8 protein-coding genes, 1 tRNA gene and 3 rRNA genes are annotated in these 13220 nt (G+C 46.4%); 2 read left to right on the top strand and 10 right to left on the bottom strand.

What is annotated here, in order from left to right:
- Nucleotides 1–425: 425 nt before the first annotated feature.
- The 5 genes from rrf to ACE2AL_RS01965 form a co-directional block, all read right to left on the bottom strand.
- Nucleotides 426–541 (bottom strand): 5S ribosomal RNA (gene rrf / locus ACE2AL_RS01985).
- Nucleotides 542–683: 142 nt separating this feature from the next.
- Nucleotides 684–3590, bottom strand: a 23S ribosomal RNA gene (locus ACE2AL_RS01980).
- A 337-nt stretch (nucleotides 3591–3927) separates the two neighbouring features.
- Nucleotides 3928–4003 (bottom strand) — tRNA-Glu (locus ACE2AL_RS01975).
- 132 nt (nucleotides 4004–4135) lie between these two features.
- Nucleotides 4136–5675: ribosomal RNA gene (locus ACE2AL_RS01970) — 16S ribosomal RNA — on the bottom strand.
- Together the 16S, 23S and 5S rRNA genes with 1 tRNA gene alongside form the textbook arrangement of a ribosomal RNA operon.
- Nucleotides 5676–5933: 258 nt before the next feature.
- Nucleotides 5934–6092 (bottom strand): hypothetical protein, encoded by a 159-nt coding sequence (locus tag ACE2AL_RS01965; RefSeq protein ID WP_184957435.1) that lies wholly within the window; start codon nucleotides 6090–6092, stop codon nucleotides 5934–5936.
- Between the two features lie 285 nt (nucleotides 6093–6377).
- On the opposite strand from ACE2AL_RS01965, the gene purH reads away from it, so the two are divergent.
- Nucleotides 6378–7967 (top strand): bifunctional phosphoribosylaminoimidazolecarboxamide formyltransferase/IMP cyclohydrolase, encoded by a 1590-nt coding sequence (purH, locus tag ACE2AL_RS01960; protein ID WP_206086784.1) that lies wholly within the window; start codon nucleotides 6378–6380, stop codon nucleotides 7965–7967.
- 17 nt (nucleotides 7968–7984) lie between these two features.
- Entirely contained in the window at nucleotides 7985–9268 is a 1284-nt protein-coding gene (purD, locus tag ACE2AL_RS01955; protein ID WP_206086785.1) for a phosphoribosylamine--glycine ligase, read from the top strand.
- 235 nt (nucleotides 9269–9503) lie between these two features.
- On the opposite strand, the gene ACE2AL_RS01950 is transcribed toward purD, so the two are convergent.
- The 5 genes from ACE2AL_RS01950 to hemE form a co-directional block, all read right to left on the bottom strand.
- The gene (locus tag ACE2AL_RS01950; RefSeq protein ID WP_206086786.1) at nucleotides 9504–10130 is read right to left on the bottom strand and encodes a DUF1481 domain-containing protein; all 627 of its coding nucleotides are present in this window, start codon (nucleotides 10128–10130) and stop codon (nucleotides 9504–9506) included.
- An 89-nt stretch (nucleotides 10131–10219) separates the two neighbouring features.
- A complete protein-coding gene (locus tag ACE2AL_RS01945) occupies nucleotides 10220–10492 on the bottom strand; it encodes an HU family DNA-binding protein (protein ID WP_206086787.1) in 273 nt (90 codons plus the stop codon).
- A 199-nt stretch (nucleotides 10493–10691) separates the two neighbouring features.
- Entirely contained in the window at nucleotides 10692–11279 is a 588-nt protein-coding gene (locus ACE2AL_RS01940) for a YjaG family protein (RefSeq protein ID WP_206086788.1), read from the bottom strand.
- 74 nt (nucleotides 11280–11353) lie between these two features.
- A complete protein-coding gene (gene nfi, locus ACE2AL_RS01935) occupies nucleotides 11354–12025 on the bottom strand; it encodes a deoxyribonuclease V (protein ID WP_206086789.1) in 672 nt (223 codons plus the stop codon).
- A gap of 117 nt (nucleotides 12026–12142) precedes the next feature.
- Entirely contained in the window at nucleotides 12143–13207 is a 1065-nt protein-coding gene (hemE, locus tag ACE2AL_RS01930) for a uroporphyrinogen decarboxylase (RefSeq protein WP_272539915.1), read from the bottom strand.
- Between the last annotated feature and the right edge of the window lie 13 nt (nucleotides 13208–13220).

Below are 13220 nucleotides of genomic sequence, written 5' to 3'. Positions count from 1 at the left end.
GTAATGTTAGTTACTGAGAAGGATTATTGATAAGCTTACAAGGATTTCTCCGCTTTAATCACAAGTCATAACGACGTGAACACAGAACACGGATCACACAACGATGAGTTGCTAAGTAGATTATTGATAAGCTTACAAGAATTTCTCCGCTTTAATCACAAGTCATAACGACGTAAACACAGAATACGGATCACACAACGATGAGTTGCTAAGTAGATTATTGATAAGCTTAGAAGAATTTCTACGTTTTAATCACAAGTCATAATGACGTGAGCACAGAACACGGGTAACACAACGATTGGTTGCTGAGGGGATTATTGATTCGCTTAGCTTGCGTTATTTATCTCGTCATCTCGGCCTTTTCTTGGCCCCATTCCCCAAACGCAAAAAAGCCACCCAATGGGTGGCTTTCTCACTAATTTAATGTCTGGCAGTTCCCTACTCTCACATGGGGAGACCCCACACTACCATCGGCGCTACGGCGTTTCACTGCTGAGTTCGGCATGGGGTCAGGTGGGACCACCGCGCTATTGCCGCCAGACAAATTCGGTTCGTTCCCGTTCAGCGCTTTTCTTCACTAAACCAGAACATCAATCTTGAACAAGCTGCTGTGTCCGTCACCTTTCGGCTTCTCACTCACATTCGAAAACTATCTCGTCTCTCTAAAACACCTTCGGTGTTGTCAGGTTAAGCCTCACGGTTCATTAGTATTGGTTAGCTCAACGTATCGCTACGCTTACACACCCAACCTATCAACGTCTTAGTCTTAAACGTTCCTTTAGGACCCTTAAAGGGTCAGGGAAGACTCATCTCAAGGCAAGTTTCCCGCTTAGATGCTTTCAGCGGTTATCTTTTCCGCACTTAGCTACCGGGCAATGCCATTGGCATGACAACCCGAACACCAGTGGTGCGTCCACTCCGGTCCTCTCGTACTAGGAGCAGCCCCTTTCAATCTTCCAACGCCCACGGCAGATAGGGACCGAACTGTCTCACGACGTTCTAAACCCAGCTCGCGTACCACTTTAAACGGCGAACAGCCGTACCCTTGGGACCTACTTCAGCCCCAGGATGTGATGAGCCGACATCGAGGTGCCAAACACCGCCGTCGATATGAACTCTTGGGCGGTATCAGCCTGTTATCCCCGGAGTACCTTTTATCCGTTGAGCGATGGCCCTTCCATTCAGAACCACCGGATCACTAAGACCTACTTTCGTACCTGCTCGAGCCGTCACTCTCGCAGTCAAGCTGGCTTATGCCTTTGCACTAACCGCATGATGTCCGACCATGCTTAGCCAACCTTCGTGCTCCTCCGTTACTCTTTGGGAGGAGACCGCCCCAGTCAAACTACCCACCAGACACTGTCCGCACCCCGGATAACGGGGCAACGTTAGAACATCAAACATTAAAGGGTGGTATTTCAAGGTTGGCTCCACGCAGACTGGCGTCCACGCTTCAAAGCCTCCCACCTATCCTACACATCAAGGCTCAATGTTCAGTGTCAAGCTATAGTAAAGGTTCACGGGGTCTTTCCGTCTTGCCGCGGGTACACTGCATCTTCACAGCGAGTTCAATTTCACTGAGTCTCGGGTGGAGACAGCCTGGCCATCATTACGCCATTCGTGCAGGTCGGAACTTACCCGACAAGGAATTTCGCTACCTTAGGACCGTTATAGTTACGGCCGCCGTTTACTGGGGCTTCGATCAAGAGCTTCTCCTTACGGATAACCCCATCAATTAACCTTCCAGCACCGGGCAGGCGTCACACCGTATACGTCCACTTTCGTGTTTGCACAGTGCTGTGTTTTTAATAAACAGTTGCAGCCAGCTGGTATCTGCGACTGGCTTCAGCTCCATGGGTAAACCACTTCACCTAATGCCAGCGTGCCTTCTCCCGAAGTTACGGCACCATTTTGCCTAGTTCCTTCACCCGAGTTCTCTCAAGCGCCTGAGTATTCTCTACCTGACCACCTGTGTCGGTTTGGGGTACGATTAATGATAATCTAGAGCTTAGAGGCTTTTCCTGGAAGCGGGGTATGAGCTACTTCGCCACCGTAGTGACTCGTCATCAGACCTCAGCATATAGTGAACCGGATTTGCCTAATTCACCTGCCTACATCCTTAAACCGGGACAACCGTCGCCCGGCCAGCCTAACCTTCTCCGTCCCCCCATCGCAATTATCACCAGTACGGGAATATTAACCCGTTTCCCATCGACTACGCATTTCTGCCTCGCCTTAGGGGTCGACTCACCCTGCCCCGATTAACGTTGGACAGGAACCCTTGGTCTTCCGGCGTGCGGGTTTTTCACCCGCATTATCGTTACTTATGTCAGCATTCGCACTTCTGATACCTCCAGCATACCTCACAGTACACCTTCACAGGCTTACAGAACGCTCCCCTACCCAACAACATCTAAATGTCGCTGCCGCAGCTTCGGTGCATAGTTTAGCCCCGTTACATCTTCCGCGCAGGCCGACTCGACCAGTGAGCTATTACGCTTTCTTTAAATGATGGCTGCTTCTAAGCCAACATCCTGGCTGTCTGAGCCTTCCCACTTCGTTTCCCACTTAACTATGACTTTGGGACCTTAGCTGGCGGTCTGGGTTGTTTCCCTCTTCACGACGAACGTTAGCACCCGCCGTGTGTCTCCCGTGATAACATTCTTCGGTATTCGTAGTTTGCATCGAGTTGGTAAGTCGGGATGACCCCCTAGTCGAAACAGTGCTCTACCCCCGAAGATGAGTTCACGAGGCGCTACCTAAATAGCTTTCGGGGAGAACCAGCTATCTCCCGGTTTGATTGGCCTTTCACCCCCAGCCACAAGTCATCCGCTAATTTTTCAACATTAGTCGGTTCGGTCCTCCAGTTAGTGTTACCCAACCTTCAACCTGCCCATGGCTAGATCACCGGGTTTCGGGTCTATACCCTGCAACTCATTCGCCCAGTTAAGACTCGGTTTCCCTACGGCTCCCCTATACGGTTAACCTTGCTACAGAATATAAGTCGCTGACCCATTATACAAAAGGTACGCAGTCACACCCTAAAGGGTGCTCCCACTGCTTGTACGTACACGGTTTCAGGTTCTATTTCACTCCCCTCGCCGGGGTTCTTTTCGCCTTTCCCTCACGGTACTGGTTCACTATCGGTCAATCAGGAGTATTTAGCCTTGGAGGATGGTCCCCCCATATTCAGACAGGATAACACGTGTCCCGCCCTACTCGTCGAGTTCACAACACTAACACCTTCGGATACGGGGCTATCACCCTTTACTGCCAGCCTTTCCAGACTGTTCTCCTGATGCTAATGCTGATTAAGACTCTGGGCTGCTCCCCGTTCGCTCGCCGCTACTAGGGGAATCTCGGTTGATTTCTTTTCCTCGAGGTACTGAGATGTTTCAGTTCCCTCGGTTCGCCTCGTTTGACTATGTATTCATCAAACGATAGTGCAACGAATTGCACTGGGTTTCCCCATTCGGATATCGTCGGTTATAACGGTTCATATCACCTTACCGACGCTTTTCGCAGATTAGCACGTCCTTCATCGCCTCTGATTGCCTAGGCATCCACCGTGTACGCTTAGTCGCTTAACCTCACAACCCGAAGGTGTCTTCTGATAACGAGTGACTGTGCTTCATGATTTCGGCGTTAGTCCGTGCGCGCAATGCTCACGTACCTTAAGTACGCTGCGCTTGCTGTGCGCGGGCTGCCTTGAACTCATTTCGCTCGTCGACTCGATAGGTCAAAATACACTATTCAAGTTGAGATTTTTGAGAGACTCTCACATTGTTTAAGCGATAAACAATGTGCGTTGTTTTCAATTTTCAGCTTGTTCCAGATTGTTAAAGAGCATAATTGTTAAACCAACTATTTGCATAATTGGCTTAATCATTATTGGGGACATCGTCTTTCACTCGATATCGGCGCAATTGGCGTCCCCTAGGGGATTCGAACCCCTGTTACCGCCGTGAAAGGGCGGTGTCCTAGGCCTCTAGACGAAGGGGACACGAAAATCACAAAAACTTTTTGCGCTTTTCATGTAAGCCCTATTCTTGCGAATAAGTCTCCCACGTATAGCCTATTGCTCTACTTTCTATCAGACAATCTGTGTGAGCACTTCACAAAAACACTTCAATGGTAAGGAGGTGATCCAACCGCAGGTTCCCCTACGGTTACCTTGTTACGACTTCACCCCAGTCATGAATCACAAAGTGGTAAGCGCCCTCCCGAAGGTTAAGCTACCTACTTCTTTTGCAACCCACTCCCATGGTGTGACGGGCGGTGTGTACAAGGCCCGGGAACGTATTCACCGTAGCATTCTGATCTACGATTACTAGCGATTCCGACTTCATGGAGTCGAGTTGCAGACTCCAATCCGGACTACGACGTACTTTATGAGTTCCGCTTGCTCTCGCGAGGTCGCTTCTCTTTGTATACGCCATTGTAGCACGTGTGTAGCCCTACTCGTAAGGGCCATGATGACTTGACGTCATCCCCACCTTCCTCCGGTTTATCACCGGCAGTCTCCTTTGAGTTCCCGACCGAATCGCTGGCAACAAAGGATAAGGGTTGCGCTCGTTGCGGGACTTAACCCAACATTTCACAACACGAGCTGACGACAGCCATGCAGCACCTGTCTCAGAGTTCCCGAAGGCACCAAAGCATCTCTGCTAAGTTCTCTGGATGTCAAGAGTAGGTAAGGTTCTTCGCGTTGCATCGAATTAAACCACATGCTCCACCGCTTGTGCGGGCCCCCGTCAATTCATTTGAGTTTTAACCTTGCGGCCGTACTCCCCAGGCGGTCGATTTAACGCGTTAGCTCCGAAAGCCACTCCTCAAGGGAACAACCTTCAAATCGACATCGTTTACAGCGTGGACTACCAGGGTATCTAATCCTGTTTGCTCCCCACGCTTTCGCACCTGAGCGTCAGTCTTTGTCCAGGGGGCCGCCTTCGCCACCGGTATTCCTCCACATCTCTACGCATTTCACCGCTACACATGGAATTCTACCCCCCTCTACAAGACTCTAGCTGACCAGTCTTAGATGCCATTCCCAGGTTAAGCCCGGGGATTTCACATCTAACTTAATCAACCGCCTGCGTGCGCTTTACGCCCAGTAATTCCGATTAACGCTTGCACCCTCCGTATTACCGCGGCTGCTGGCACGGAGTTAGCCGGTGCTTCTTCTGTCGGTAACGTCAATCGTTGATGATATTAGCATCAACGCCTTCCTCCCGACTGAAAGTACTTTACAACCCTAGGGCCTTCTTCATACACGCGGCATGGCTGCATCAGGCTTGCGCCCATTGTGCAATATTCCCCACTGCTGCCTCCCGTAGGAGTCTGGGCCGTGTCTCAGTCCCAGTGTGGCTGATCATCCTCTCAGACCAGCTAGGGATCGTCGCCTAGGTGAGCCATTACCTCACCTACTAGCTAATCCCATATGGGTTCATCCGATAGCGCAAGGACCGAAGTTCCCCTGCTTTGCTCCTTAGAGATTATGCGGTATTAGCTACCGTTTCCAGTAGTTATCCCCCTCTATCGGGCAGATCCCCATACATTACTCACCCGTCCGCCGCTCGTCAGCGGGAAGCAAGCTTCCCCTGTTACCGCTCGACTTGCATGTGTTAGGCCTGCCGCCAGCGTTCAATCTGAGCCATGATCAAACTCTTCAATTAAAAAGCTTGATGCTCAAAGAATGTTTACTGTCGTATGTCTTCTTACGAAAACATATTACCTATTAGTTCATATATATGAATTAACGTGTTAGTCACTCTTCAAGACTTAAAATCAAATATTTTTTTGATAGTGTCCTGTGAGTGCCCACACAGATTGTCTGATAAATTGTTAAAGAGCGTTGCAGCATTTCGTCGTGAAATTTGACCTTCTGGGTCGTTGCTGCGAGGAGGCGTATAATACGTTTTCCTCCGTGAGAGTCAAGCAATTTTTTGCTTTTTCTTTTCAGAATCTCTCGCTGCCGTTTCAGTGTTCACCGCGCTTTGCGTTGTCTTGTTCCCGGTCAGTGGATGCGCATTATAGGGAGTCAGAAAAATCTGGCAACCCCTTTTTTGCATTTTTTTATTCAACTGCTGCATTCCACAGCAAAACCCCTACTTATACTGACTTATCCACCAAGTTATCCACAAAGCGAAAATAATTTAAAATTTATCGCGCATTACGCAAACGTTTGCGTTACAATTAGCGCGAAATTTCAGCATTGATTTTGTTTTTATGTTCTGAAATTGTTAGTGACTTATATATCGCTATTGAAGAAGCAATCAAATTCCGCTTTTATAAATAGGTATATAAGAAAAGCCAGTGGCTTTTCACTCATTGATATTCGTATTGCCTTATTTATTCAAATCCAAGGGATCTATCTCATGCAACTGCTTCGTCCTATTCGTCGTGCCCTGCTTAGTGTGTCTGATAAAACAGGGGTTGTTGAATTCGCTAAAGCGCTTTCCGAACGTGGTGTTGAACTTCTATCAACTGGCGGTACTGCGAAACTCCTCGCAGAATCAGGTCTTAACGTGACTGAAGTTTCAGATTACACGGGATTCCCAGAAATGATGGATGGCCGCGTAAAAACGTTGCACCCGAAAGTTCATGGTGGCATTTTAGGGCGTCGTGGCACTGATGACGCAATCATGCAAGAACATGATATTTCGCCTATTGATATGGTTGTTGTGAATTTATACCCTTTTGCTCAAACAGTAGCAAAACCAAACTGCACACTAGAAGATGCGGTTGAGAATATCGATATCGGGGGCCCAACCATGGTGCGCTCTGCGGCTAAAAATCATAAAGACGTTGCGATCGTAGTCAACAGCAATGACTACCAAACTATTATTGATGAAATGGATGGTCACCAAAATTCGCTGAATTGGGCAACCCGTTTTGACTTGGCCATAAAAGCGTTTGAACACACCGCCGCTTACGACAGCATGATAGCGAACTACTTTGGCGAGTTAGTTGCCCCTTATTATGGTGATACCACGCAGCCTTCTGGTCGTTTCCCTCGCACATTGAATTTAAACTTTATCAAAAAACAAGATATGCGTTATGGCGAAAACAGCCACCAAGATGCCGCTTTCTATATAGAAGAAAACCCAAAAGAAGCATCGATTGCAACCGCACAGCAAATTCAAGGCAAAGCGCTTTCTTATAATAATATCGCCGATACCGATGCTGCTCTGGAATGTGTGAAGTCATTCGATGAGCCTGCCTGTGTGATTGTAAAACACGCGAACCCTTGTGGTGTCGCTATCGGCAAAGATATTCATGCAGCTTATGATAATGCATTCAAAACTGACCCAACCTCTGCGTTCGGCGGTATCATCGCATTTAACCGTCAGTTAGATAAAACAACTGCACAAGCTATTATTGAACGTCAATTTGTTGAAGTCATTATTGCACCTTCAGTAGCAAATGATGCATTACCGATTCTTGAAACCAAACAAAATGTTCGCGTACTTGTTTGCGGTGAATGGAATAAACCCGTTGCAGGCTTAGATTTCAAACGCGTTAACGGTGGTTTATTAGTCCAAGACCGTGATTTAGGCATGGTAGAAAAAGAAGAACTACGCGTTGTTACGACACGCCAACCTACTGAACGTGAACTAAAAGATGCCTTATTCTGCTGGAAAGTCGCGAAATTCGTTAAGTCAAATGCGATTGTTTATTCTAAAAATGACATGACCATCGGGATTGGTGCAGGCCAAATGAGCCGTGTGTACTCAGCTAAAATTGCGGGGATCAAAGCGGCCGATGAAGGTTTAGAAGTTGCAGGCTGTGCGATGGCCTCAGATGCTTTCTTCCCATTCCGCGATGGTATCGATGCGGCTGCCGCCGTTGGTGTGACTTGTGTTATTCAACCAGGTGGCTCAATTCGTGACGAAGAAGTCATTGCTGCGGCAAATGAACATGGTATTGCGATGATTTTCACTAATATGCGCCATTTCCGTCACTAATTATTAGGAGATTATTCATGAATATATTAATTATTGGCGGTGGTGGCCGTGAACATGCATTAGCGTGGAAAGCAGCGCAATCGCCTTTAGCAAAAAAAGTTTATGTTGCACCAGGTAACGCAGGAACAGCACTTGAGTCTGCTATCGAAAATGTGAATATTTCTGCTACTGATATTGATGGCCTGCTGCAGTTCGCCAAAGAAAAACAAATCGATTTAACGATTGTCGGCCCTGAAGCCCCTTTAGTGATTGGCGTTGTCGATGCATTTAAAGCGGCAGGCTTAACAATTTTTGGCCCAACAAAAGGGGCTGCACAACTTGAAGGTTCAAAAGCATTTACTAAGGACTTTTTAGCTCGCCATCATATTCCGACTGCGGCTTATGAAAATTTCACAGAAGTGGAACCCGCGTTAGCGTATTTAGATAAAGTCGGCGCACCTATCGTGATTAAAGCTGATGGCTTAGCGGCGGGCAAAGGTGTTATTGTCGCGATGACACTTCAAGAAGCAAAAGACGCTGTGCAAGATATGTTAGCAGGCAATGCCTTTGGCGATGCAGGACACCGTATTGTGATTGAAGAGTTTCTTGATGGTGAAGAAGCCAGCTTTATCGTGATGGTCGATGGTGAGAATGTCATCCCAATGGCCACTAGCCAAGACCATAAACGTGTTGGTGATGGTGATACGGGCCTCAATACAGGCGGAATGGGGGCTTACTCTCCCGCTCCAGTTGTCACAGATGAAATTCATCAACGTGTGATGCAGCAAGTGATTTATCCTACTGTTAAAGGCATGGATCAGGAAGGTAATCGTTACCAAGGCTTCTTATACGCAGGGTTAATGATTGATAAAGCGGGCAATCCAAAAGTTATCGAATTTAACTGCCGCTTTGGCGATCCTGAAACACAACCTATCATGATGCGTTTACAGTCAGACTTAGTCGCACTGTGTTTAGCCGGCGCGAACGGTGAGCTGGCAGGCAAAGATTCACTGTGGGATGAGCGCCCTGCTTTAGGTGTTGTCATTGCTGCTGGGGGTTACCCTGGGGATTACTGTAACGGTAATGTTATTTCTGGATTGCCAACCACTGAAGCCGCTGATAGCAAAGTGTTCCATGCAGGCACTCGCATGAAAGATGGTGATGTCGTTACTGCTGGTGGCCGTGTACTATGCGTGACCGCGTTGGGTGATGATATCGAGAAAGCCCAAACTAAAGCATATGAAGCCGCTAAGAATATTCACTGGAATGATAGCTTCTACCGCAACGACATCGGCTACCGCGCTATCGCTCGTATAAAATAATACAAAGTACTAAACCATTCCCTGAGCTGATAAGAGGAAACTTTTATCAGCTTTTTTATTTTCTATTTTTTGAATTTGTTTTTGCCTTTGACCATTCACACAGACAATGGCTCTAAGTATTTCGAATCACAGCAAAGCCGCAAGAGAGAGAATCTCTAGGAGCATACATAAGTATGTGACTAGAGTGAGCGAACGTAGCAATATAGCTGTGGTTCGAAAGACGACGAGCGATTATTTATAAGCTATCTTTAGAAGGTTGCCAGCGGCAAAAATCCGTATCCGCCACCATCAAAAGCTGATTTCCCTCGGAAGACTCCAACCACGCCAAATTCAGCTGAGAATGCCACACTTTCGCACGGCTTTGTAACCAGTTTTCAGCATATGGTTCGAAAGTCACGTCTCTCACATCACCTTCGCAAGTCGTCACTTTACCTTGCTGCCAACGCCCTTGATAAAGTTTAACGCCACCCACGATAAGCGCGGTGTTGGTCTCAAGTACCCGAGCTGCTTCAAAGCGCCAACGCGTGATTTCATCGGTAGAAAGAGGTGTTTTAGTACCATCCTGAGCACGCTGCATAAAAATAACATCATTATTTTTATCGAAGCGTAATTGTTCCGTAATATCGCCACCTTTTTGGTTCAAGATTTGGCTGCGAATTTGCCAGAGATTACCAGAACGGTATTCGAAGAAATTAACGGAAGTATCAGTGCCTTTATAAGGACTGTAAACCATCATCAGGACAAGGGGTTGGCTTTTTGCATCATTCAGCCGCCACATACGAATGACGCCATCATCGGCAATAAAACCACTTGCACTAAACTCTGGAAGCTTTGGTGCATTCGAGGAACAGGCGCTTAGCATTGAGAGAGCTCCCAATACCAGCAACCCTTTTTGAATAAACAAAAGGGGTAGTTTCTTACCCCCTCTGATAATTCGAGTATACAATGTACTTATTTTACAGCTTCTTTCAGTGCTTTACCGGCAGAGAAAGCTGGTACAGTTGTCGCAGGAATTTGGATTTCTGCTTTAGTTTGTGGGTTACGACCAGTACGAGCAGCACGGTGGCTAACTTTAAAAGTACCGAAACCGACCAGTTGTACACTGTCACCTTTTTTCAGCGTTTCAGAAATAGCATTCAGAGTAGATTCTAAAGCTGCTTTTGCCTGAACTTTGGTCAGGTCTGCTGATTCTGCGATAGCATCAACTAATTCAGTCTTGTTCATAAATTATCCTTACACAGTGTGTTTATCGTTTGCAAAGCATCGAGTGCGTCGGATATGCCAAATTGACAGCCCCTGATACACGCCCCCGATAGCCACTTCTTCTCGCCCCTAAATGTAGACCAGAGTAGGGGCAAATGTGAAGTCTTAGTACTCAGCATTACTGCGCTAAGTCACGTTTTCGATAACGAAAGCGTAAAAATTAGCCTAAAGTAATACCTATATTGCTCACCCCCGCTTCGCGAAGGTCAGATTTTAATCCTTTAATTAACTCTAAGTCGCGCTCTTCACAAGCTGCCAGTAAACGGAAAATGTCCCACTGGATATCCCACTCTTCTTCAATCGCAGGAATTTCTTTAAGTTCTTCATCTGTCATTTCCCGCCCTGCTTGAGTCATTTCGAGCATGGCAACCGTACGAATGGAGGCTTCGCTAACCAATATTGCGTGCTCAAGGGTTTCCCCACTCAATTTTGAGTGAATGATTTCACCTAATGCAATACAGGCATCAATAGCTGGATACACACCATACATATCGAAATCATCTGCTGATGGGATAATTTCTTCTAATTTCTCTAACTGACTGTCGAAATTGACTTTGCTATCTTTAATGACCAAAGTTTCCCAAACTAAATCAAGGATGGAACGATAAACTTTTGCATCGGCAAATTCAGTTTGCTGACAAAACATCTGAAAATTGGGATACATTCTTTCACATAAACTTGCCATGAAAGTTGTATGTTGCCAGCTTTCTAATTTTTCCAACCTCAAATGAATGGGATTTCTTAACATAATTTCTGACTCATCAATCTTAATACTTCGCAGTTTACCTGAAAATCTGTCAATGCCACATATTTTGCTGATAATTAGCTGATTTTCTCATTCATTCGCTTAAAAAACGTTCGATTTGATGCAATTCCGTCAGCAAAACGTGTTGGTTCAGGCAACCTATAACCCTTTAGACACTGCTTAACCCACGATAAGGAAGACGAAAAACCGACTTTATACCCCGGCGAAACATATAATGGTTTGCAGCGTTTTTTGCTCCGCAATACCCAACCGAGTTGATTTTTCCCTGCCATTAATGGCTGAACACTTTCGGGAGAGTCGTCTAATTCAGCTGCATCACCACATAAACGACTTTTTGCAACGCCTATCGTTGCAACATTGGCCTGTAAACCAAAATGGCAAGCCACGCCAAAGCGCCTTGGGTGAGCAATACCTTGCCCATCCACGAGGACTAATTCAGGCTTGTGCTGTATTTTTTCCCACGCAGCCATTAGACCAGGCACTTCACGAAAAGAAAGTAACCCAGGTATATAAGGCAACTGAGTCGGGATTCGTGCTATTTGATACTCAACGAGTTCTAACTGTGGCCAAGACAGCACAACGATCACTGCACGGGTAATTGTGCCTTGTTGTTCAAAGCCCACATCCGCCCCACCAATCAGTTTCAATGATGGAAACTCATCCTGCAAAATGATTTTTGAGGCCTGGCTAGTTTGTTCTTTTCGTAGCTGTTGAGTATCTAAAACCATAGCGCATCCAATGCTTCGATACTTAATTATTCTTAATCATAGATGATAATGGTGTACTTACAAGGTTCTATAAATACACCACAAATCAAGAAAATCAAGAACATCAAGAAATGATGACTACTGATGATATTGGCGAGAGAAACGGTGAACCGCATCAACAAATGTGCCTGCATGTTCAGGTGGCACATCCTGATGGATGCCGTGACCTAAGTTGAAAACATGCCCTTCGCCGTGACCAAAACCAGACAGGATATTTTGCACTTCGTCTTCAATACGTGCAGGTGGCGCATACAACATAGACGGATCCATATTACCTTGCAGCGCAACTTTATCGCCAACACGGCGGCGCGCATCGGCAATTTCTGTTGTCCAATCAAGGCCTAATGCATCACAACCAGTTGCAGCCATTTCTTCTAACCACTGCCCGCCACCTTTGGTGAACAAGGTAACTGGCACACGACGGCCATCGTTTTCACGAATTAATCCATCAATGATCTTATGCATATAGTTCAAAGAGAACTGTAAATAATCACGTTTAGTTAATACACCACCCCATGTATCAAAAATCATGATGGATTGTGCGCCCGCACGAATTTGCGCATTTAAGTATAAAATGACGCTATCCGCCAGTTTATCCAATAATAAATGCAGTGTGTTCGGGTCTTCATACATCATTTTTTTGATTTTAGTGAAGGCTTTACTACTACCGCCTTCTACCATGTAAGTAGCTAATGTCCATGGGCTTCCAGAGAAACCAATTAGTGGCACGCTCCCTTCAAGGGCTTTACGAATAGCACGAACAGCATCCATCACATACCCCAGCTCCATTTCAGGATCGGGAATTGGGATGTTTTTTACATCCGCCACAGAGGAGATAGGCTTTTGAAAACGTGGACCTTCGCCTGTTTCAAAATACAGTCCAAGTCCCATGGCATCAGGAATAGTTAGGATATCAGAGAATAAAATTGCGGCGTCTAATGGGAAACGACGTAATGGCTGCAATGTCACTTCACACGCAAGCTCAGTATTTTTGCACAGCGCAATAAAATCACCAGCCTCGGCGCGCGTTGCTTTGTATTCAGGCAAATAACGCCCCGCTTGACGCATCATCCATACCGGGGTCACATCTACAGGCTGACGTAGCAGAGCACGTAGATAGCGGTCATTTTTTAACTCAGTCATTATTTACTCCATT

The sequence above is a fragment of the Providencia xihuensis genome (assembly GCF_041953405.1).
Taxonomy (GTDB): domain Bacteria; phylum Pseudomonadota; class Gammaproteobacteria; order Enterobacterales; family Enterobacteriaceae; genus Providencia; species Providencia vermicola.
Note: the sequence above shows the minus strand (reverse complement) of the source record. Positions and strands in the feature narration are given on the sequence as shown.